Annotated in this window: 16 protein-coding genes and 1 pseudogene; 7 read left to right on the top strand and 10 right to left on the bottom strand. The window is 73.3% G+C overall.

Annotated elements, in window-relative coordinates; genetic code table 11:
• Window positions 1-226: 226 nt before the first annotated feature.
• Window positions 227-1,057 carry a helix-turn-helix transcriptional regulator gene (locus tag CP975_RS14085; RefSeq protein WP_055535032.1) on the bottom strand — a complete coding sequence of 277 codons (831 nt, stop codon included), beginning with the start codon at window positions 1,055-1,057 and terminating at the stop codon, window positions 227-229.
• A 152-nt stretch (window positions 1,058-1,209) separates the two neighbouring features.
• Here CP975_RS14085 and CP975_RS14080 point away from each other — a divergent pair, with 152 nt between their 5' ends.
• Window positions 1,210-1,989 (top strand): SDR family oxidoreductase, encoded by a 780-nt coding sequence (locus CP975_RS14080; RefSeq protein WP_055535030.1) that lies wholly within the window; start codon window positions 1,210-1,212, stop codon window positions 1,987-1,989.
• Between the two features lie 18 nt (window positions 1,990-2,007).
• Here the strand turns inward: CP975_RS14080 and CP975_RS14075 are convergent, their stop codons facing one another.
• Window positions 2,008-2,436, bottom strand: coding sequence for a hypothetical protein (locus CP975_RS14075; RefSeq protein WP_055535028.1), 429 nt, complete (start codon window positions 2,434-2,436; stop codon window positions 2,008-2,010).
• 182 nt (window positions 2,437-2,618) lie between these two features.
• On the opposite strand from CP975_RS14075, the gene CP975_RS14070 reads away from it, so the two are divergent.
• Entirely contained in the window at window positions 2,619-3,452 is an 834-nt protein-coding gene (locus tag CP975_RS14070; protein ID WP_055535025.1) for a MurR/RpiR family transcriptional regulator, read from the top strand.
• 43 nt (window positions 3,453-3,495) lie between these two features.
• Here CP975_RS14070 and CP975_RS14065 read toward each other — a convergent pair.
• The 5 genes and pseudogenes from CP975_RS14065 to CP975_RS35760 form a co-directional block, all read right to left on the bottom strand.
• Window positions 3,496-3,810, bottom strand: a pseudogene (locus CP975_RS14065) (MarR family transcriptional regulator); the annotation flags it as partial.
• 95 nt (window positions 3,811-3,905) lie between these two features.
• On the bottom strand, window positions 3,906-6,110 hold the full coding sequence (locus CP975_RS35030; protein WP_167532694.1) for a protein kinase domain-containing protein: 2,205 nt from the start codon (window positions 6,108-6,110) through the stop codon (window positions 3,906-3,908).
• A complete protein-coding gene (locus tag CP975_RS14055) occupies window positions 6,107-8,338 on the bottom strand; it encodes a protein kinase domain-containing protein (RefSeq protein ID WP_055536485.1) in 2,232 nt (743 codons plus the stop codon). The genes CP975_RS35030 and CP975_RS14055 overlap by 4 nt, the downstream gene beginning before the upstream one ends.
• A 76-nt stretch (window positions 8,339-8,414) precedes the next feature.
• On the bottom strand, window positions 8,415-9,290 hold the full coding sequence (locus CP975_RS14050) for a hypothetical protein (RefSeq protein WP_246201502.1): 876 nt from the start codon (window positions 9,288-9,290) through the stop codon (window positions 8,415-8,417).
• Window positions 9,291-9,640: 350 nt separating this feature from the next.
• The gene (locus tag CP975_RS35760) at window positions 9,641-9,919 is read right to left on the bottom strand and encodes a hypothetical protein (RefSeq protein ID WP_246201851.1); all 279 of its coding nucleotides are present in this window, start codon (window positions 9,917-9,919) and stop codon (window positions 9,641-9,643) included.
• On the opposite strand from CP975_RS35760, the gene CP975_RS36235 reads away from it, so the two are divergent.
• Together CP975_RS36235 and CP975_RS14040 are read left to right on the top strand one after the other, a co-directional pair.
• The gene (locus CP975_RS36235; RefSeq protein WP_281292885.1) at window positions 9,875-12,838 is read left to right on the top strand and encodes an AfsR/SARP family transcriptional regulator; all 2,964 of its coding nucleotides are present in this window, start codon (window positions 9,875-9,877) and stop codon (window positions 12,836-12,838) included. The two genes, CP975_RS35760 and CP975_RS36235, sit on opposite strands and share 45 nt — an antisense overlap.
• An 83-nt stretch (window positions 12,839-12,921) precedes the next feature.
• Window positions 12,922-13,509 carry a hypothetical protein gene (locus tag CP975_RS14040; protein ID WP_055533736.1) on the top strand — a complete coding sequence of 196 codons (588 nt, stop codon included), beginning with the start codon at window positions 12,922-12,924 and terminating at the stop codon, window positions 13,507-13,509.
• A 302-nt stretch (window positions 13,510-13,811) separates the two neighbouring features.
• Here CP975_RS14040 and CP975_RS14035 read toward each other — a convergent pair whose 3' ends face one another.
• From CP975_RS14035 to CP975_RS14025, 3 genes are all read right to left on the bottom strand, one after another.
• Window positions 13,812-14,567, bottom strand: coding sequence for a dienelactone hydrolase family protein (locus tag CP975_RS14035; RefSeq protein ID WP_055533737.1), 756 nt, complete (start codon window positions 14,565-14,567; stop codon window positions 13,812-13,814).
• Window positions 14,568-14,678: 111 nt separating this feature from the next.
• The gene (locus tag CP975_RS14030) at window positions 14,679-16,046 is read right to left on the bottom strand and encodes an APC family permease (protein ID WP_055533738.1); all 1,368 of its coding nucleotides are present in this window, start codon (window positions 16,044-16,046) and stop codon (window positions 14,679-14,681) included.
• Window positions 16,047-16,168: 122 nt separating this feature from the next.
• Window positions 16,169-17,569, bottom strand: coding sequence for a type III PLP-dependent enzyme domain-containing protein (locus CP975_RS14025; protein WP_055533740.1), 1,401 nt, complete (start codon window positions 17,567-17,569; stop codon window positions 16,169-16,171).
• Between the two features lie 135 nt (window positions 17,570-17,704).
• On the opposite strand from CP975_RS14025, the gene hutU reads away from it, so the two are divergent.
• From hutU to CP975_RS14010, 3 genes are read left to right on the top strand one after another with little or no spacing between them, the layout of a single operon-like run.
• Complete coding sequence (gene hutU / locus CP975_RS14020; protein ID WP_055533741.1) at window positions 17,705-19,369, top strand: urocanate hydratase; 1,665 nt, start codon at window positions 17,705-17,707, stop codon at window positions 19,367-19,369.
• A 32-nt stretch (window positions 19,370-19,401) separates the two neighbouring features.
• On the top strand, window positions 19,402-20,604 hold the full coding sequence (locus CP975_RS14015; RefSeq protein WP_150477887.1) for an allantoate amidohydrolase: 1,203 nt from the start codon (window positions 19,402-19,404) through the stop codon (window positions 20,602-20,604).
• On the top strand, window positions 20,601-21,986 hold the full coding sequence (locus CP975_RS14010) for a formimidoylglutamate deiminase (RefSeq protein WP_055533744.1): 1,386 nt from the start codon (window positions 20,601-20,603) through the stop codon (window positions 21,984-21,986). Before CP975_RS14015 ends, CP975_RS14010 begins: the two co-directional genes overlap by 4 nt.
• The last annotated feature ends 25 nt before the right edge of the window (window positions 21,987-22,011 follow it).

The following is a 22,011-nucleotide window of genomic DNA, read 5'->3' as shown; positions in this document are numbered from 1 at the left end:
TGGAAGTGGTACGCGTGCGACACGTTCGCGCAGCACTCGCTTAACACTGCTGCGGCACCTTGGTTGTTGTCGGCGTCAGGAACTCCGGAGCGGCTCCCGGACCTCCATGGACGCCGGGACGTGACCTGGCCCTGACCCGGCCCACGTCCCTCGCGGGGACCGCCGTCGTCCCGCCCCCTGGGTGACCCGGGGGTGCGGCGGTCCCCGCGACGACGCGCCGCGCCCCCTACGGGGCGCTCAGTGCCCAACTGCCCAGCATCGCCAGGCGTTCGGCGGCCTCGGTGTCGGGTTCCGCCAGGTAGACGACCAGGGTCTGTTCCGGGTCGCCGGGCAGGGTCAGCGTCTCGTACGGGAGGATCAGTTCGCCCGCGACGGGGTGGTTGATCCGCTTCACGCCGTGGGTCTTCTCCTTGACCTGGTGGTCCGCCCACAGGCGCCGGAAGGCCTCGCTTTTGACCGACAACTCGCCTACCAGGGCGCACAGTTCCGTGTCCCCGGGACATCGCGCGGCGTCCATGCGCAGATACGCGACGGTCTCCGCAGCGACCGCCTCCCACTCCGGATGACACCCGCGCGCCGCGTCCTCCAGGAAGACCTGGCGGGGAACGCTGCGCTCGGCGGGCGACAGCCGGGACCAGCCGTTGAGGGCGTCCCCGAGGGCGTTCCAGGCAAGGACGTCCATGCGGCGGCCGAAGATGAAGGCGGGCGCGCGGTCGATGGTGTCGAGCAGGAGCCGCAGCCCGGGGCGGACCCGCTGCGCGGCCGACTTGTCCTTCGGCGGGCGCGGGCGTGGGCGAGCCACTGTGCGCAGATAGGTGTGCTCGGTCTCGTCCAGGCGCAGCACGCGCGCGATGGCGTCGAGCACGGCGTCGGAGACCGAGGGGCCGCGGCCCTGTTCGAGCCGGATGTAGTAGTCGACGCTGACGCCCGCCAGCTGCGCGACCTCCTCGCGGCGCAGGCCGGGCACGCGGCGGCGGCCGTGCGAGGCGAGGCCCACGTCGGCGGGCTGGATGCGGGCGCGCCGTGAGCGCAGGAAATCTCCGAGATCGCCGTCCATGAGTTCGATCGTAGGCGGCGCGAGCGGTTCGAACCTGGTACTGCCGGACCCAGGAAGAGCACAGCCCTGGGTAACGGTGCGTGGCCGTCGCAGAGTTGGCCACCGACACCGCCGGGGCAGCCCCGGCGATCGGACCACCAGGGAGAACCCCCATGACGTACACAGCACTTGAGGGCCGTACCGCACTTGAGGGCCGTACCGCCCTCGTTACCGGAGCCGCCAGCGGCATCGGAGAGGCCACGGCCCGGTTGCTCGCGGGCCGGGGCGCACGGGTCGTGCTCGTCGCCCGGCGGGCGGAGCGCTTGGCGGAGCTGGCCGGGAAGATCGAGGCGGACGGCGGCAGCGCGCTCGCCCTCACCGCCGACGTCACCGGCCAGGCCTCGGTGGACGCCGTCGCCGAGCGGGTCCGGGCGGCGTACGGGCGAGTGGACCTGGTGGTGAACGCGGCGGGCGTGATGTTCCCCAACCCGGTCACCGAGGGTCGTACCGACGAGTGGCAGCGCATGCTGGACACAAACGTGGCGGGCGCGCTGCGGATCATCCGGGCGTTCACGCCGGACCTGATCGCGGCGGCCGGGGAGGGCGGCACGGCGGACCTGGTCAACATCTCGTCGATCGCCGCGCACACCGCGTTCCCGCACTACGCGGTCTACGGGGCGACGAAGGCCGCGCTGACCTACCTCTCCGAGTCGTTGCGCACGGAGCTGGGCCCGCGCGGCGTACGCGTCACGAACATCGAGCCCGGCCTGACGGAGACGGAGTTGCGCGGACACATCGACAACGAGGAGCTGAGCGGAGAGCTGGACGGCATGTTCGACGCGATCGGGTCACTGGCCTCGGACGACGTGGCGGACCTCATCGCCTACGTGGCGAGCCGCCCCCGGCACGTCAACCTGCGCCAGCTGGTCGTACTGCCCACGCGCCAGGCATGAGCCCCCTCGGGGTGGGGCTCAGTCGTCCCACTCCGAGGTGCGGCCCTTGTCGCGATGGGCGCGGGTGCCGCGCGTCGCGTGCACCGCGTTCACGCCGAAGATGCCCGCCCAGGTGACGAGGAGGCCGGTCAGGCCGCCGTTGACCGCGCCGATCGCGGAGAGCGGGACCGCGAGGATCAGCGAGATCACGCCGAAGCCGAACCGCTCGCTCCACGAGTCGAGGGGGTTGCCGGGCGAGCGGGCGCCGCGGGCGGCGGCCATCTGCTGCTCGGCCAGGTGACGGCGCATACGGCGGTCGACCGTGCCGTCCAGGCGCTGCTCGATCTTCCCGAGGAACGAGTCGACCAAGGCGGAGTCGTACTCTTCGCCGAGCTCTCTGCGGGCGTGCAGAGTGGCGTCGAGTTCCTTCTTGAGGTCGGCCTTGAGTTCGGCGTCACGGGCTTCCATACCGGTCTACGTTACGGCGCCCGGTCCTCCCCCGCGGTGGGGGTAACCCCCCTTTCCGCCCGGGGCCAAGCCCCCGCCGGGGCGTCGCGCCTGGCCCGGGTCCGCCGGGGCTGTATATCGTCATGCAGGGCTCCTGCTGACTGAATAGGGTGTCGGGGAACGGGCGCGGTGAGGGGAACGGTATGAGTGACAGTCCTGCGGCGCGGCTGCAAGCGCTCTTCGAGGGGCACCGGCTCACGCCCACGCAGCGCCGCATCGCGCACTGCATGGTGCGGCGGGCGGCGGACGTCCCCTTCCTCTCCAGCGTCGAGCTGGCCGAGCTGGCCGGGGTCAGCCAGCCCTCGGTCACGCGCTTCGCGGTGGCGCTCGGCTTCGACGGCTATCCCGCGCTGCGCAAGCACCTGCGGGAGGTCGCGCCCGCCGAGACGGCCGTCGAGGACGCCCTCAACGAATATCAACAGGCCGTCGAGGCGGAGATCGAGAACCTGCGGCACCTGGCGCAGGCCCTCGCGGACCCGGGCAAGGTGGAGCGCGCGGGCCGCCTCCTCGCCGCCTCCCACCCGCTGCCCGTCCTCGGCCTGCGGGCCGCCGCCGCCCAGGCGTACGGCTTCTCGTACTTCGCCGCGAAGGTCCACCCCGACGTACGCCTCCTCGACGAGGGCGGCACGATGCTGACCGACCGCGTCGACGCGGCGGTCCGCGCGGGCGCCACCGCCCTCCTCTGCTTCGCGCTCCCGCGCCACCCCCGGGAGGTCGTGGACGCGCTGGCCCACGCGCGGGAGGCGGGCCTGACGGTGATCACGGTGGCGGACTCGCCGTTCGCGCCGGTGGCCGCGCACTCCCACGTCCTGCTCCCGGCGGCGGTCGGCACGGGCCTGGCCTTCGACACGGCCTGCGCCCCGATGCTCCTCGGCCGCGCCCTCCTCGAGTCCATGTGCGACGCCCTCCCCGACGCGCAGGCGCGCCTGGAGGAGTTCGACGCGGGGGCGGCGGCGCGCGGCCTTTTCGTGGAGTGAGCCGCAGGCGGGTGCACGGTGGGCCCGGGTGCTCCTCGGCCGGTCAGGCGACCGTGCCCCCGGCGTTGCGGATCAGCTGCTGGAGCACCTTCATCGTGGTGACGTGGTCCGCGTCGTCGATGCCCTCGTGGAGGGCGGCGCGGATCGCGGGAGCGCTGCGCTTGAGCTCGACGCGGGCCTGTTCCCCCTCCTCGGTGAGCCACAGCCGTTCCTCGGCGTCCCGGGCCAGCCAGCCACGCCCGACGAGCACCTCGGCCTCGGCCGCCAGGTCGTCCTCGGGCCGTATGCAGGAGGCCATGGCGTCCCGCAGCTCGGGGAGGGTCATCCCCTCGCGATCGGGTGAGATGTCGTTCTTGGAGCGGCGGGCTGTGCGGCGAGTCGGGCGTCGGAGATCTGCTGGTTCGTCGTCATGGGGTGGACCGTAGGACCTCAAGCGCGATTGAGGTCAAGCCCCTACCCCTTCGGAACCGAGAAGCGGAAGAGCTTGCCGGACCACGTCGCGTACAGGCGGTCGCCGGACGTGTCCGTCGACCAGTGGCCGGAGCCGCCGGTGGCCCGGTAGTGCCAGGCCTGTTTGCCGGTGTCGGCGTGGAAGGCGTACAGGCCCTTCCTGCCCGAGGCCAGGAAGAGTCCGCGCAGGGCGCCCAGGAAGGTGAGGTCGGCCAGGCCCGCCCCGGCCGTCCAGCGTTTCGCGCCGGTCTCGGCGTCGAGCCCGTACAGGACCTTCTTGTCCAGGTAGCAGACGGTCGCACCGGAGCGTGCGTAGCCGCGGTTGCCGCGGGCGGCGGTCTGTACCGACCACAGGGTCTTGCCCGACTTGGGGTCGAAGGCGGCGAGCAGGCCTCGGGTCGAGCCGCCGAAGTTGGTGCTCGGGTAGCAGAACAGGGTGCCCTCCAGCAGGCTGATGGACCTTGTCCAGCCGAGGATCTCGCTGTTCGTGGGCGGGAGTTCGGTGGGCTCGCTCCAGAGTGTCCTGCCGTCGTCGGGGTCGACGGCGAGCAGCTTCATCTTGGCGTCGAGGCCGTAGAGCACCTTGCCCTTGCCCGGTGGGTCAAGGGTGACGAGGTCCTTCGCCCAGAGGCGCTCGCCCGTCTTGCGGTCGAGGGCGGAGTAGCCCCTGAGCATCGCGCCCGGTTCCGCCTTCGACGCGCCCGCCCAGGCGAGCATCGCGCCCGCCGGGGTGGCGCCGATGATCATGCTGACGTCCTTCTCGTCGCGCGAGGTCCACCGCACGTCACCGCTCGACGCCTCCAGGGCGTGGAAGCGCCCGCCGCTTGTGATCATGACCAGCTCGCCGTCCGAGAAGTTCAGCTCGGGGGCGCTGTCCCCGGGCGGGGACGCGTCCCACAACTCCTTGCCGGACCGGCCGTCGAACGCGTGCACCTTGCCGTCGGTACGTACCGTGTAGACGCGCTTGTCGTCGGGGAGGGCGTCGGTGTTCTGGCCGCCGAGATCCTTCCACAGGAGCTTGCCGGTGTCCCGGTCGAAGCAGGCACCGGAGGCCTTCTCACTGCACAGCAGGGTGGACCGGGTCACCGCCTGTAGGGCCATGGCGGGCCGCGGGAGCTCCTTGGTCCAGTCGAGTTCGGGGGTCGCGGCCGTGTCCGTGCCGCCCCCGTCGCGCGAGAGCAGGTACCAGGCGGTACCGCCCGCCGCCGCCGTCACGGCGAGCGCGGCGCCGCCGGTCAGTAGCCGGCGCCGGCTGAGCAGCGGGGTGCGCAGTGCGCCTTGCAGCGTGCGCTGGTCCTCGGTCACCTGGAGTTCGACCGCCCCGAGCCAGCCCGCGGTGGTCTCCGGGCGCAGCCACGCCTGTAGTTGCTCGACGGTGGGGCGGCGGGCGGGGTCCTTGTCGAGGCACGCGGCGACGATGCCGAGCAGGCCCTGGGGCACGCCGTCCAGCTGCGGCTCCTCGTACGCCGCCCGGTACAGCAGGGCGTGCGCCGCGCCGGTACCGAAGGGCGGAACGGCGGTCGCGGCGAAGGCGAGCACCGCGCCGAAGGCGAACACGTCGCTCGCGGGCGTGAGTTCGCCGCCCCTCGACTGCTCGGGCGACATGAAGCCGGGCGAGCCCGCGACCTGGCCCTCGGCGGTGAGTACCGTTCCGTCGACGGCCCGGCTGATGCCGAAGTCGATGACCCGGGGGCCGTCGAGGGTGAGCAGGATGTTGGACGGCTTGAGGTCGCGGTGGATGAGCCCGGCGCGGTGGATCGCGGCCAGCGCCTCGGCCAGACCGCCGCCCAGTACGCGCAGGGTGGGCTCGGGCATGGGCCCGTGGGCATCCAGGGCGTCCGTGAGGGAGGGGCCGGGGATGTACGCGGTGGCCAGCCACGGCTGCGGGCCCTCGGGGTCGGCGTCCACGACCGGCGCGGTGAAGGCCCCGGAGACCGCGCGGGCCGCGTCGACCTCGGCCTTGAAGCGGCGGCGGAAGTCGGGATCGGCGGCCAGCTCGGCACGTACGACCTTGACGGCCACCGCACGGCCGCTGCGCGACGCGGCGAGGTGGACGCGGCCCATGCCGCCCGCGCCGAGTTCCCGGATCACCCGGTAGGGGCCGATATAGGAGGCGGGGGGCGTGGGGGGCGCGGAGGAGGCGGCTGGCGGGGGCGTGGACGGCGTCGGCGCGGACGGCGGCATGGGTGGCGTGGGCGGCGTGGTCACGGCTTGTCGCTCCGGAAGGCGTGGAGGGTGGTCTCGGATGCGGCGAAGAGGGTGCTGCCGGAGATCTGAAGCAGCCAGTCGCTCTTGCCGCCGGTCTTCCGCGTGGGCTGGTGCGCCCAGAGCGGCTTGCCGTCGGAGGCGCGCAGGACGACGAACCCCGGGGTGTCACCGGTGGCCCAGGTGGCGATGGCCACCACGGACGAGGAGACGGTGGGTCCCTCGGACTTCGCGCCGCCCGGGGTCGTCAGGCGCACCGGGCTCGCGGTGTGCCACACCTGCTTACCGCCGCGCATGTCCAGGGCGAACGCGGTGCCCGGACCGTCGTAGAGGTAGGCCCGCTCGCCGCGCACCCTGGCCGCGCTGATGGTGGTCGTCTCGTTGACGGCGGTCCACAGCTTCTTGCCGTCGGTGGCGCGGAAGGCCTGCGCCTTCGTACTGGTGACGAGCAGGGTCTTGCCGTCGGTGGCCAGGTGCGGATAGGCGCCCGGCTTGACGACGTCCCGGACCTTCCAGCGCTCGGCGCCCGAACGCAGGCCGAGGCCGCGGAGGGTGCCGTTGTCCTGGAGGAAGCAGAGGCCCCCGGCGGCGTACGCCTGGAAGTCGCTGCCGTTGATCGGGCGCGACCACAGCACCTCGCCCGAGCCGAGGTCGACCGCGAGCACCCCGTAACCCTTGTGGCCGCTGGTGCCGACGACCGCGACCGACCCGTCGGCGGACAGGATGTCGTCGACGAAGTCGGCGGACGAGGCGCCGGCCCGCGTCTTGGTGACCGCGTGGGTGAACTTCTGCTTGCCCGCCGCGTCGACGCCGGACAGATAGCCTTGCTCGCCGCTCCAGGCCGCGGCGAACAGCGTCGAGCCGCGCACGCCGAGCCACTTCGGGTCGCTCGATACGTCGGAGGGCAGGCGCAGCGAGCCCGTCCAGCGCTGCTTGCCGGTCGCGGGGTCGTAGGCGATCGCGCGTCTCTGTTCCCAGTGCACCAACGTGTCGCCGAGCAGCTGGAGTCGGGCGCCCTCCAGCTTCTTCAACGGCACCGACCACTGCGGCTTCGGGCCGGCGGGGACCTCGGGCTCGGGCCGGCCGGTGGTGCCCGCGGCGCCGCCGCCTCCCCGGGCGGGGGTCTTGTCGCGCTCCGACCGCCACCCGGCCAGCGCCGCGGCCCCGCCGCCCGCCGCGACGGTCGTACCGGCCGCGGCGATCCACAGGAACCTGCGCCGGCTCGGGCCGCTCGGGGCGCCGGTGGCGGACGGGTCGGCGGACGGTGCGAGGGACACCATGGGTACGGGCGGCGCGGACACCAGGACGGCGGCGTGCGCCTCCCGTCGCGCCAGGTCCTCGCGCAGGCCGTCCGTGAGCAGCGCGGCCGGGTCGGCGCTCCCCAGCCCGGCCAGGACCGACGCGGCGGACGGCCTGCGGGCGGGGTCCTTGTCCAGGCAAGCGCTGATCAGCGGCCGCAACGCCGTGGGCACGCCGTCCAGTTGGGGCGGGTGGTGGACGGCCCGGTAGAGGATCTCGGCCGTCCCGCCGGAACCGAAGGGGCCCTGCCCGGTGGCCGCGAAGGCCAGGACGCAGCCCAGGGAGAAGATGTCGGCCGCGGGTCCGGCCTCGCGGCTCGACATGATCTGCTCGGGCGCCATGAACCCGGGTGTTCCCACCACGGCGCCCGTCCGGGTCACCTGGGTGGCGTCCACCGCACTGCTGATGCCGAAGTCGATGACGCGGGGCCCGTCCTCGGCGATGAGTACGTTGCCGGGCTTGAGGTCGCGGTGGACGATGCCGGCGTCGTGGATGGCCAGCAGCGCCTCCGCGAGGCCGGTGCCGAGGGCCCGCAGGCCGGTCTCGGGCAGCACGCCGAAGCCGCGTACGACGTCGTGCAGCGAGGGCGCGGGGACGTAGGCCGTGGCCAGCCAGGGCTGCGGGGCGTCCGCGTCCGCGTCGAGCACCGGCGGGGTGAAGAAGCCGCTGACGCGGCGCGCGGACTCGGCCTCGCGCCGGAACCGCCCGCGGAAGTTCGGCGCCTCGGCGTACTCGGGCCGGATCACCTTCAGGGCGACCAGCCGCGACCCCGGCGACCTGGCGAGGAAGACCCTGCCCATGCCGCCCTCGCCGAGGAGCTGGAAGACCTCGTAGGGGCCGATGCGGGCGGGACTCTGCTGCCCGGGGGCCTGGCTCGGCGGCCGCGGCAGCGTGGTGTGCGGGGGCTGCACAGCGGTTTGCGTCGGCTGCACGGCGGTTTGCGTGGGCTGCGCGGCCGTGGGGCCGTCGCCTTCATAAGGATGTGTGTGCACGTCGTCGTCGCGGCGGTCAGCTCATCGAGGCGAGCACGTCGCGGGCGGCGGCGACGGCGGCGTCCTCGGCCTGTTTCCGGGTGGTGTCGGAGGATTCCCGGCTGTAGGTGAAGTCCACGGCGAGCGCGGCGTTGCCCTCACGGACGACCACCTCGCTCACGGCCAGTGACCCGCCCTGGGCGTCGATGGTGCTGACGACGACGGCCTCCTCACCGAGTCCGCTGACCGGCTTGGATCCCTCCACCTTGCGCAGACCGCTGAGGTCGCTGAGAGCCGTCTTCTTCTTGAGGTCGTACTGGCCCTTGACGCCCGCGCTGACGGTGAGGCTCACGGTCAGGCTCTGGTAGGGGCCGCCGTAGTCATTGGGCTCCCACCTCGGCATTCTGGTGATCATCGTGGGCAGGTCCTTCTTGTCCATCAGGCCGGGCGTGCACTTGTTGCCGCCGGGCGCGATCTTCTCGATGGTCGACGCCTTGATCAGCTCGCACCCCTTGGGCACCTTGGTGAACGACTTCCCCACCGAGGGCGCCTTGGGCTTGGCGGCGCCGCCCGGTGCGCTCGGGGGCTTGCTCGCCGCGGTATCCCCCTTGTCGTCGTCCCCCGACGTGACGACGACCACGCCGACGATGACGGCCACGGCGAGGGCCGCGGCGCCACCGATCAGCCAGACGCGCCGGCCGCCGGGCGGGCCCGAGTCGCCGGGGCCGCCGGGGTTGCCCGGCGGAACAGGCTGCGACCAGGCCGAAGGTGCGTTCGGCGCCTGCGGCGGGACGGGCGGTGGCGCCTGGCCGGGCATCGGGGGCGGCGCCTGACCGGGGCCCTGGTGGCCCTGGGAGCCCTGGGGGCTCGCGCCGAAGCCCTGCCGGGGGTCCACGTGCGGGTTCTCACTCACGGCACAGCTCGCTTCCTTGACCGGGACCGGACACGACGCGCCGAACCCTCTCGCGAGACACTGCAATGCCGATGAAATTCTGCTGAAGCAGAGGATTCGGCTGCCGCAGGGAAACGGGGAACCGCAGGGAGCTGCGGGGAAGTGCGTGGATCACGGGGGGAGTTCGGGTGAGTACGCATGGGATGGATGCAGGGGGCGCGGCGGAGGCGGGGGATGTGGGGGATGCCGGGGACGCGAGGGATGCGGGGGGCGTACGGGGTGCGGGGTGCTGGCCGGACGCGGTTGGCCCGGCGGACCCGGCGGACCGGGGAGGCCGGGCGGGCCCGGGAGGTGCGGCGGGCGGTCCGGCCTCAGCGGGTGATGCGGGCGATGCGGGCGATGCGGGCGATGCGGGCCTGGTGGGCGCGGGAGGCGCGGCAGGTGACACGGGCCCGGCGGGTGCGGGAGGCCAGGTGTACCCGGGAGACGTGGCCGGTGCGACCGTTGAGGCGGCCGCAGGCCCCCTGCGCCTCGCCCTGCTCGGACCCGTCCGCGCCCACCGCGGCGAGGTGCCTCTCGACCTGGGGCCCGTGCGGCGTCAGGCGGTGTTGGCCGCACTGGTCCTGCGTACCGAAGCACTGGTCACCCATCAGCAACTCCTCGACGACGTATGGGGACTCGAACCCCCGGGCACGGGCCGCCGGGTCCTGCCCAGCTACGTCTACCCCCTGCGCAAGGCGTTGGACGCGCCCGGCGCCGGCCCCGCCGACTCCGTGATCCGCGGTGAGCGCGGCGGCTACCGCTTCGTACCGGGCGAAGTCCGAACGGATATCCGGGAGTTGGCCCGGCGGTCCGCCGTGGCGCGCGGCGCGAGAGCCGCGGGCGACCTCACCGCCGCGCTCGACAGCTGTACGCGGGCACTGGACCTGTTCCGCGGGGAGCCCCTAGCAGGGCTGCCAGGACCACTCGCCGAGGCCGAGCGCCGACGTCTCGTCCGGCAGCGGCGCACCCTCCACCAGGAGCGGGCTGAGTGCCTGCTGCTCCTGGGGCGGTACGCGGAGGCTCTGGACGGGCTGCTGGCCGCGCCCGCGGCGCAGCCGCACGACGAACCACTCGCCGCCCTGCGGATGCGCGCGCTGTACGGCAGCGGCCGACAGGCCGAAGCGCTCGCCGTCTTCCAGGAGACCCGGGACCGGCTCCGTGACGAACTGGGAGTGGAGCCCGGCGAGGAGCTGTGCCGGGTGCACCAGGGTGTGCTGCGCCGGGACGATCTGCTGCTGCTCGGCCGGACCTCGCCCCGCGCCACGGGCCCCGCGGCCGCGCAGGTGCCGCCCGGAGCGGCAGCCGCACCGGCACCGGCGCCCACGCCAGTACCCCCACCCGAGAGTTCCCCGCCCGCACCGGCCGCCTCGTCCGCACCCCGCGCCACGGGCCCGGTGGCCGCGCAGGTGCCGCCCGGAGCGGCAGCCGCACCGGCACCGGCGCCCACGCCAGTACCGCCCCCCGAGAGTGCCCCGCCCGCATCCCCCACACCCCCCTCCCGCCCCCGCCGCAACGAACTCCCCGGCGACACCGCCTGCCTCATCGGCCGGGAGCGGGAGCTCGCCCTGCTCACCGCGCCGGCGGCCCCCGGCTCCGTCTCCGTGGCCGCCGTCGACGGCACGGCAGGCGTCGGCAAGACCGCGCTGCTGGTCCGCGCCGCCTGGACGCTCCACGACCAGTACCCGGACGGCTGCCTCTTCGTGGACCTGCACACGCACGGCGCCCCCCACGAGAGCCTGCGCCCGCAGCGCGCGCTGCACCGGCTGCTTCGTGCCGTCAACGGCGTCGGCGACGAACTCCCCGATGAGCTGCACGACTTGGTGACCGCCTGGCGCGCCGCCACCAGTTCCCTGCGGCTGCTGCTGGTCGTGGACGACGCCCTCAGCGCGGAGCAGGTGCGCCCCTTGCTGCCCGCCGGCCCGGGCAGCCGGGTCCTTGTGGCCGGGCGCCAGCGCCTGCCCGGTCTCGACGCCGACCGGCGGCTCACCGTGGAGCCGCTGGACACGGGCGAGGCGGTCACCCTGCTCGCGCGCCTCCTCGGCGAGCCGCGCGCCGAACAGGAACCGGAGGCCGCGCAGGAACTCGCCCGCCGCTGCGGCGGCCTCCCGCTGGCGCTGCGCATCGCCGGGGCCCGGTTGCAGAACCGCCCGTCCTGGACGCTGGCCCACCTGGTCGGCCGGATGTCGGACGACGAGCGCCGCCTGGGCGAGCTGCGGGCCGAGGACCGCAGCGTGGAAGCCGCCTTCCGGATGTCCTACGACCTGCTCGCCCCCGAACTGCGGCGCGGCTTCCGGGCGTTGGGGCAGTCGCCGACCGCCGAGTTCGACGGGCTCACCCCCGCCGTCATGCTGGGCCGCTCGTTCCAGGACACCGAGGATCTTCTGGAACGCCTGGTCGACGCGAGCCTGTTGCAGCAGCCCCGGCCCAGCCGCTACCGGCTGCACGATCTCGTACGCGACCACACGCGCCGCCTCGCCGCCGCCGTGCCCGAGGAGGCCGCTGCGGACCGCGCCGCCGTGCTGCACCTCTATACGGCCGCGGGTCGTATCGCCAGCGACTGGGGCCCCGAGGGCTTCCCGACCGGCCCCGACGTCTCCCGCTCCCCCTTCTCGGACTGGCGGGAAGCCGACGCGTGGCTGGAGGCCGCGGGCGCCCAACTGCTCGACGTGGTCGCTTTCGCGGCCGCCGCCGGGCAGCACGACCATGCCTGCTGGATCGCCGAGTCCCTGGTCGACCCGCTGGTCCGCCAGGGCCGCTACCACGAGTGCCGCTCCGCCCTGGAGCTCGCGCTGCCCGGCGCCGACCTGGCCGACGACCGGCGGATGCCCTCCTCCCTGCGCAACTGCCTGGCCATCGCGGACATCTACCAGGGACGCTTCAAGCAGGCGCACGCCTGGTGCACCGACGCGCTGCGCCTCGCCCGCCACCAGGGCGACCTGCGTGAACAGGCCCGGGCGACCGCCGGCATGGGCGCCGCGGAGCGCGCGCTGGGCCGCTTCCCGGAAGCGGTCGCCCATCTGAACGAGGTCATCGAAATGGCGGCCCGGCTCGACGACGACTGGCTGGCCGGGATGTCGACCTGCAATCTCGGCGCCCTCCGCGACCAGCAGGGCCGGCACGAGGAGGCCCTCACGTACTACGCCACCTCCCTCACCTTCGCCGAGAAGATCGGCCGCCCCAGAATGATCAGCAAGACCCTGTGCTTCACCGCCGAGGCCTACCTGGCACTCGGCCGGCACACCGAGGTCAAGGACCTGGCCCGGCGGGCGGTGGAACTGGCCCAGGAGGTCGGCGACCTGCAACTGCGCGCGACGAGCCTGTCCCTGCTCGGCGCCGCGGAACACGGCCACGGGGACCTGCCGCTCGCCATCACCCTCCAACGGGAGGCCCTTGCCACGCTCACCGAGCACACCAGCAGGCCCCTGGAGATGGAGGTCCGGCGCCGCCTCGGACGCACGTACGCGGCAGCGGGCGACCCGGTGGAGGCCGAGCGGCAGTTCCGCCTCGCGCGCTCACTGGAAGCCTGACGATTCTCACCCTCTCCTCAGATTCCGGCGCTACCCTCCTGCGCCGAAGCAGCACGGCAGGAGGCACGGGAGCGGGAGGCGACGTGGGACGCGGTGGACATGGGCTGGCGAGGGTGCCGGTGGTGGTGCGGGCCGGGGCCGCGCCCCTGTGGTGGCTGGGGGTGGCGGCCGCCGGTGCCGGGGCGCTGCCGGACGGGCTCACGAGCCGCCGTATCGGCGCGTTCGCCGGAGCGGCGCTCTTCCTCGTGACCGCCGCCGTCATCGCGTACGCCCGTAGGAAGCGCTACCTCGCTCTGGCCCGTGAGGCAACCCGCGCCGGGAAGTACGACGTGCTTCAGAGCCGCTCCGTGACCGTACGCAACTGGCGCCGGGGCCACCGCTGGTGGCTCGCCGCAGCCTTCCTCGCCGCACTCACCAGCGGCTTCGCCGTCCCCGCGGCGGGCGGAGCGGTCCTGGCGGGCGCGGGCGCGGGCCTGTGGGCGAAGGCGGCCTGGCTCGGCCGCCGCGAGGAGGACGGCGACGTACTGCTGTGGGTACGCGTCGACTGGCTCGACCGCGGCGCGGGCGCCCCCGCGGGCAAGACGGCCAAGGCGTACCGCACGACGGGCCCGGCAGCGGGCGACGCGGCACCGGGCGGGGCCCGACGCCGCACGGCTTCCGCACCAGCGTGACCGAAGGGCCCGCAGCTCGGTCCTGAACGGTGGTTGCCGAGCGGATCAGCCCGTGGCGGGCGGGCATTCGGTGGGCAGGTGGGCGCTGTCGTGCCCGCGGGCCCCGGCGCCGCCTGCCCCTGGGGCCGTGCGGCCGCCGGGCCCGCGTCTCGGTTCCGAACCGCGGCCGTCGGGTGAATCAGCCAGTCCGTCGCGGGCGGGTACCCGGTGCGCCGGCCGACGGCGTCGCGCCGCCTCCGTGGGTGCGTGGGCGGCGGGCCGGGCCTCGGTCCTGAACCGCCGCTGCCTCGCGGATCACTCCGTCACGTCACGGGCACGCACTCCGCGAGCAGGCCGACGATGTCCTGCCAGGCTCGTTGCGCGTGCAGCGGGTGGGGGCCGATGCCGGGGAGGACGGTCTGCTCATGGTCGATCCGCGGGTGGTGGAAGGCGTGCAGCGCGCCGCCGTAGACCACGAGGCGCCAGTCGACGCCCGCGGCCTGCATCTCGGCGGCGAACGCGTCCCGCTGTGCGGGCGGCATGATCGGGTCCTCCGAGCCGACCCCGGCCCACACCGGGCAGCGAATGCGCGCCGCCTCGCCCGGCCGGCCCGTGAGGAGCGCGTTGACCGTCCCGATCGCGCGCAGGTCGACGCCGGCACGCCCGAGTTCCAGCACGATCGCGCCCCCGGTGCCGTAGCCGATGCCGGCGATCCTGTCGGGGTCGGTACGCGGTTCCGCGAGCAGCACGTCGAGCGCCGCGTGGCCGATGCCCCGCATCCGGTCGGGGTCGGCGAGCAGCGGGGTCGTGTGGGCCAGCATCTCCTGGGGGTCGGTGAACCAGCGCCCGCCGTTGATGTCGAAGGCCAGTGCCACGTAACCCAGTTCGGCGAGAGCGTCGGCCCGGCGACGCTGGAAGTCGTTCAGGCCCGGGCCCTCGGGCCCGATCAGGACCGCGGGCCTGCGGTCGGTACCGGCCGGGAGCGCGAGGTGCCCGACCATCGTCAGGCCGTCGGCCGGGTACTCGACCGTGCGCGTCGTGATCGCCGTCGTCGCCGTCACATGCGTCGTATGAGTCATGTGAACGGACCGTAGTGATCGCCGGCTCCGGGCGCGCCGGTATTAGCCCTCAGCAGAGCGGAACGAGCAGAGCGGAACGAGCAGAGCGGAACGAGCAGAGCGCAGCGCAGCTCACTCCTCGTCCCGTCCCCTCATCACCGCCTTGTTGACCACCCACAGCACGACCCCGATCGCGATCAGGACGCCCGCACGGATGTAGACCTCCGCCGGGCGGTCCGCCAGCGGGCTCGCGAGGATCAGGGCCGTGATCGCGCCGAGGACCGGCAGGACGGTGGGGGTACGGAAGTGCGCGTGGTCGACGCGGTCCTTGCGCAGGACGAGCACCGCCACGTTGACCACCGCGAACACGCACAGCAGCAGGAACGCCGTCGTGTCGCCGAGCCCCTCGATCTCGCCCGTCGAGACCAGGCCGATCGCCAGCACGGAGACGAAGACGATGCCGACGACCGGGGTGCGGCGCCTGGAGAGTACGCGGCCCATGGCGCGCGGCAGGATGCGTTCGTTGGCCATGCCGTAACAGAGGCGGGAGGCCATCATGATGTTGATCAGTGCCGAGTTGGTGACCGCGAACAGGGCGATCAGCGCGAAGAGTTTGTGCGGGAAGTCGACGCCGCCCGCCTTCACGACCTCCAGCAGGGGGCCGCTCGAACCGGCCAGCGTGCCGGAGTCGACCAGGAGCGAGGAGACCAGCGCCACCAGGACGTAGATCGTGCCCGTCACCGCGACCCCGATGAAGATCGCGCGGGGGAAGGTGCGCACCGGGTCCTTGGTCTCCTCGGCCATGTTCACCGAGTCCTCGAAGCCGACGAAGGCGAAGAAGCCGAGCGCGGTCGCGCCGAGCACCCCGGTCATCAGGGCGTACGCGGTGCCGCCCCCGGCCTCGAACTCGGTGAGGCGCGAGGGTGAGCCGTCCCCGGACAGTACGGCGTACGCGCCGATCCCCAGGATGATCGCGAGGCCGGTCAGTTCGACGAGGGTCAGGACCACGTTGGTCTTCACGGACTCGGAGACGCCCCGCATGTTCAGCGCCGCCAGCAGCACGATGAACGTGATCGCGATCAGCGTCGGCGGCAGCGCGTCGCCCGTCAGCTCGGCGAGGTAGTCACCGCTGAAGGCGCGGGCCGCGGCGCTCGCGGACGAGAGCCCCGAGCACATCACCATGAAGGCGATGATGAAGGTGAGGAACGGCGTCTTGAACGCCTTCTGGGTGTAGAGCGCGGCCCCGGCGGCCTTCGGGTACTTCCCGACCAGTTCGACGTACGAGGCCGCCGTCAGGATCGCCACGACGAACCCGATCGCGAACGGCAGCCAGAGCGCGCCGCCGACCTTTCCCGCGACCTTGCCGGTGGTGGCGTAGATGCCCGTGCCGAGGATGTCGCCGATCACGAAGAGGATCAGCAGCTTGGGGCCGATGGCCCGGTGCAGCGTGGGTTCCTCCGCCGGCTGTGGTGCGGCGGTGGGCGTGCCGGATGTCGTCACAGGTGCCTCCCCCGAGAACGTGGCCTGGGAGAAGGGGTCTGCCCGTGAGCCACGTCACTATGCGCGAGTTGAGCAACCTCAGAGCCTGGGAGCGGCCTCGCACGTGCGCGCCGTCAGGGGCGCTACAGATACCGCAGCGCGTCCCGCTCGGCGCCCCCGCCCGCCTCCGCCACGATCTCGTCGACCGTCTGCGGCTCCCGCGCGGCGGCGAACCGCACCTCGTCGGCGTGGGTCGTGAAGCCGTAGATACCGGGCCTTGCGAGGCTGTTGTACGAGTAGTGGGCCGCGAAGTAGTAGGCGCCCGTGTCCAACGCGGCCACGTAGTCGCCCTGTTCGAGCAGCGGCAGCGGCCGGTTCTCGGCGAGCAGGTCGCCCGCGAAGCAGGCCGGGCCCGCGATGTCCTGGCCGACGGCGGGCCCGCTCTTGGGCCGCCCCTTCGCGTCGTACGCGGCGATCCGCAGCGGCCACGACAGCGGCGCGTACACCGTCCGCGTCGCCACCTGGACGCCCGCGTGCGTCACCGCGATGGGCCTGCCGCCCGCCTTCTTCGCGTACTCGACGCGGGCGAGGAGCGTGCCGTGCTTGGCGAGCAGCGAGCGGCCGAACTCGGTCACCAGGCCGTACCGCCCGTCGAGCAGCCCCGGCAACCGCGCCTTCAGGCGCCGCGCGTACTGCGCGTGGGTCGGGCTCTCCTCGTCCGAGCCGAAGTTGACGGGCAGACCGCCGCCGATGTCGATCGTGTCGATCTGACGCCGCCCGGCGCGTTCGTTGATCTCCTCGGCCAGTTCGTACGTCGCTCCGACCCCGCGCACCATCATCTCCAGCGGCATGCCCTGCGACCCCGAGTGCGCGTGCAGACGGGTCAGCCACGGCCGGTCGAGGCATGCCCCGATCACCCACTCCCTGGCGCCCTCGTCGCGCAGCGGGATGCCGAACTTGGAGGTGGGCGTCGCCGTCGAGAGGGCGCCGATCGCGCCGCCGCCGATCTGCGGGTTCACGCGCAGTCCGACGGGTGAGCCGGTCGGCGCCGACCCGACCAGGGAGTCGATGCGGGCCAGCTCCTGCGGGTTGTCGGCGTTGACGGCGATGCCGAGCGCGAGGGCCTGGCGCAGTTCGGCGGGTGTCTTGGCGGGGGAGTCGAGGACCGTGTCGGCGGGCGTGACACCGGCGGCCCGCGCCAGGGCCAGCTCGCCGGGGCTCGCCACCTCGGCGCCGATGCCCGAGGAGCGCAGCAGCCGCAGGACCGGGACGAGTGGGGTGGCCTTCACGGCGAAGGCGTGCAGGACGGGGGTGCCGGGCGGGGTGACCGTCTCGAAGGCGTCCCGCAGGGCCGCGGCGCTCGCGCGGATGCCGGCGATGTCGAGGAGGCCCGCGAGGGGGGCGGCGGGACCGACGACTCCCTGTTCGACGGCGGCTCGGACGGCCTGGTCGCGGCGGGCGGCGGGGGCTGCGGCGCCTGTCGGGAGTACCTGTGTCCGCTGGTCGTCCTGGTCCGTCTGCTGGTCGTCCTCGTCGTGGGCCATGTGATCCAGCCAATCATCCGGGCAGGGCCCCCGCTGGCGTACTCGCGCATTCGTTCGCTATTGACTAGCTCTATTCATAACTCCAGGATGTGAATAACAGACGTACGACGCACGGCTTCGAGGAGGCACCGCCCCATGTCCGGACCCCGCCCCGTACGGGCACCGCGCGGCACGGAACTCAGCGCCCTCGGATGGCAGCAGGAAGCCGCCCTCCGGATGCTCCAGAACAACCTGGACCCCGAGGTCGCCGAGCACCCCGACAAGCTCGTCGTCTACGGCGGCACGGGCAAGGCGGCCCGCGACTGGCGCTCCTTCGACGCCATGGTGCGCACGCTGAAGACCCTGAAGCAGGACGAGACGATGCTCGTCCAGTCCGGCCGCCCCGTCGGCGTGATGCAGACGCACGAGTGGGCGCCGCGCGTCCTGATCGCCAACTCCAACCTCGTCGGCGACTGGGCGAACTGGGAGGAGTTCCGCCGCCTGGAGCAGCTCGGCCTCACCATGTACGGCCAGATGACGGCCGGTTCGTGGATCTACATCGGCACGCAGGGCATCCTCCAGGGCACGTACGAGACGTTCGCCGCCGTCGCCGCCAAGAAGTTCGGCGGCACGCTCGCCGGGACGATCACCCTCACGGCGGGACTCGGCGGCATGGGCGGCGCCCAGCCTCTCGCCGTGACGATGAACGACGGCGTCGCGATCTGCATCGACTGCGACCCGCGCGCGATCGAGCGCCGCATCGAGCACAAGTACCTCGACGTGAAGGCCGACTCCCTGGAGCACGCCCTCCAGCTCGCGGTCGAGGCCCGCGACGCCCGTCGTCCCCTCTCCATCGGCCTCCTCGGCAACGCCGCGGACCTCCTGCCGCGCATGCTCGCCGAGTCCGCCCCCATCGACATCGTCACGGACCAGACGTCCGCCCACGACCCGCTCGCGTACCTGCCGACCGGTGTCGACTTCGACGAGATGCAGTCGTACGCGACGAAGGACCCGGCGGGCTTCACGACCCGCGCGCGCGAGTCGATGGCCAAGCACGTCGAGGCCATGGTCGGCTTCATGGACGCGGGCGCCGAGGTCTTCGACTACGGCAACTCGATCCGCGGCGAGGCCCAGCTCGCGGGCTACGACCGCGCCTTCGCCTTCCCCGGCTTCGTCCCCGCCTACATCCGCCCGCTCTTCTGCGAGGGCAAGGGCCCCTTCCGCTGGGCGGCCCTGTCGGGCGAGGCCTCCGACATCCACAAGACCGACAAGGCGATCCTCGACCTCTTCCCCGAGAACGAATCGCTGCACCGCTGGATCAGGATGGCGGGCGAGCGCGTCCACTTCCAGGGCCTGCCCGCCCGCATCTGCTGGCTCGGCTACGGTGAGCGGGACAAGGCGGGCGAGCGCTTCAACGACATGGTCGCCTCCGGCGAACTCCAGGCCCCCCTCGCCATCGGCCGCGACCACCTGGACTGCGGCTCGGTCGCCTCCCCGTACCGCGAGACGGAGTCCATGCTCGACGGCTCCGACGCGATCGCCGACTGGCCGCTCCTGAACGCCATGGTGAACGTGGCATCGGGCGCCAGCTGGGTCTCCCTGCACCACGGCGGCGGCGTCGGCATGGGCCGCTCCATCCACGCGGGGCAGGTCTCGGTGGCCGACGGCACGAAGCTGGGCGGCGAGAAGATCCGCCGCGTCCTCACCAACGACCCCGGGATGGGGGTCATCCGGCACGTGGACGCCGGGTACGACAGCGCGGAGTCCGTGGCGGACGAGAAGGGTGTGCGGGTTCCGATGCGGGAGGGTGACGGCGCGTGAGCGGCGCTCGGTCCACGCCGACGTTCCAGGAGATGTGGAGGGACCTGAAGCCCATCGGCAGGGACGCCGCCAGCCACGGCTACCGCCGCCACGCCTGGACGCCCGCCGACGCCGACTGCCGCGCCTGGTTCAAGGCCCAAGCGGAAACCAGAGGCCTCACCTACGAACTGGACCGCAACGGCAACCAGTGGGCCTGGCTGGGCGACCCGGCCCGGGGGAACGCCGTCGTCACCGGCTCGCACCTGGACTCCGTGCCCGACGGCGGCGCCTTCGACGGCCCCCTCGGTGTCGTCTCCTCCTTCGCCGCCCTGGACGCACTCCGCGCCCGGAACGCGCAGTTCACGAAGCCCCTCGCCATCGTCAACTTCGGTGACGAGGAGGGCGCCCGCTTCGGCCTGGCCTGCGTGGGATCGAGGCTCACCGCCGGGCAGCTCACCATCGAGGCCGCGCACAAGCTCCGCGACGGCGACGGCGTCACGCTCCCGCAGGCGATGGAGGCGGCGGGCTACGACCCGTACAGCATCGGCCCCGACCCCGAACGCCTCGCTCGCATCGGCGCGTTCGTCGAGCTGCACGTGGAGCAGGGCCGCGCCCTGGACCTGTCGGGCGACCCCGTCGGCATCGCGTCCGCCATCTGGCCGCACGGCCGCTGGCGCTTCGACTTCCGGGGCGAGGCCAACCACGCGGGCACGACCCGCCTGGTGGACCGCAGGGACCCGATGCTCACGTACGCGGAGACGGTCCTCGCCGCCCGCCGCGAAGCCGAACTGGCGGGCGCGGTCGCCACGTTCGGCAAGATCTCCGTCGAGCCGAACGGCGTCAACGCCATCCCGTCCCTCGTGCGCGGCTGGCTCGACTCCCGCGCGGCCGACCAGTCGACCCTCGACACGGTCGTCACCGGCGTCGAGAAGGCCGCCCGCGAGTACGCGGAGCGGCACGGCGTCGACCTCGACGTCGTACGCGAGTCCTTCACACCCGTCGTCGAGTTCGGGCACGCTCTGCGCGACGAGCTGAGCACGATCCTGCGCGGGGACTCCGACAGGCCGGTCCCCGTCCTCGGCACGGGCGCGGGACACGACGCCGGAATCCTGTCCGGCTCGGTCCCGACCGCCATGCTGTTCGTACGCAACCCCACGGGCGTCTCGCACTCCCCGGCCGAGTACGCCGCCGAGGACGACTGCCTGGCCGGGGTGACCGCACTCGCCGACGTACTGGAAGGGCTGGCGTGCACGTGACGACGGACGCACAGACGGGCGCACAGGCGGGCAGGACGGACACGTACTGGCTGGAACACGCCTGGCTCGGCACGCACGTCGAGCCAGGCGTGGCGGTGGAGGTGACGGGCGACCGGATCACGGCCGTCCGCACCGGCACCGAGGCACCCCCGCCCGGCGCGACGGCCTTGCGCGGCCTGACGCTCCCCGGCCTCGCCAACGCCCATTCGCACGCCTTCCACCGTGCCCTGCGCGGCACCGTCCAGGTCGGCTCGGGCACGTTCTGGACGTGGCGGGAGGTCATGTACGGCGTCGCGGACCGCCTGACCCCCGAGACGTACCACGCGCTGGCCCGCGCGGTGTACGCCGAGATGGCGCTGGCGGGCATCACGACGGTGGGCGAGTTCCACTACCTCCACCACGGGCCCGGCGGCACCCCGTACGCCGATCCCAACGCGATGGGCGAGGCACTGATCCAGGCCGCGTCGGACGCGGGCGTGCGCATCACGCTCCTGGACACGGCGTACGTGGCCTCGGGCCTGCTCTCCGAGACGCGGGGCGAGCCCCCGAACCACCACCAGCTCCGCTTCTCCGACGGCACGGCACAGGCGTGGGCGGAACGGGCCTCGTCCCTCAAGGAGCGGCCTCACGCCCGCGTCGGCGCGGCGGTCCACTCCGTACGGGCGGTCCCGGCCGCGCAGTTGGGCGTGGTGGCCCAGTGGGCCTCCGAACGCCGGGCGCCCCTCCACGTACACCTCTCCGAACAGACGGCGGAGAACGACGCGTGCCAGGCGGTACACGGCTGTACGCCCACGCAGTTGCTCCACGACCGGGGCGTGCTCGGCGCGCGCACGACCGGCGTCCACAACACGCACCTCACGGAGGAGGACATCGGCCTGCTCGGCCGCACCGCCACGGGCACGTGCATGTGCCCGACGACGGAACGGGACCTGGCGGACGGCATCGGCCCCGCCGTCGCGCTCCAGCGGGCGGGCAGCCCCCTCTCCCTGGGCAGCGACAGCCACGCGGTGATCGACATCCTCGAAGAGGCGCGGGCGATGGAACTGAACGAACGCCTGCGCTCGCACACGCGCGGCCACTGGACGGCGGCGGCGCTGCTGCGCGCGGCCACGGCGGACGGCCACGGGGCGCTGGGCTGGCCGGACGCGGGCACGATCGAGGCCGGCGCGCTCGCGGACCTCACCACGATCACCCTGGACTCGGTCCGCACGGCGGGCCCCGTCCCCCGCCTGGGCGCGGAGACGGCGGTGTTCGCGGCGACGGCGACGGACGTCCGCCATGTCGTTGCCGGGGGCCGGGTGGTCGTACGGGACGGGGCGCACGCCCTGGTCCCCGACGTGCCGTCGGCGTTGGCGGAGGCGATCGCGGCACTACGAGAGTGACCCCCCGGGGCCCCGCGCCCGCAAT

It is taken from the genome of Streptomyces alboniger, assembly GCF_008704395.1.
Classification (GTDB): domain Bacteria; phylum Actinomycetota; class Actinomycetes; order Streptomycetales; family Streptomycetaceae; genus Streptomyces; species Streptomyces alboniger.
The sequence above is the reverse complement of the archived record's forward strand: the minus strand, read 5'-3'. Positions and strand labels throughout refer to the sequence as shown.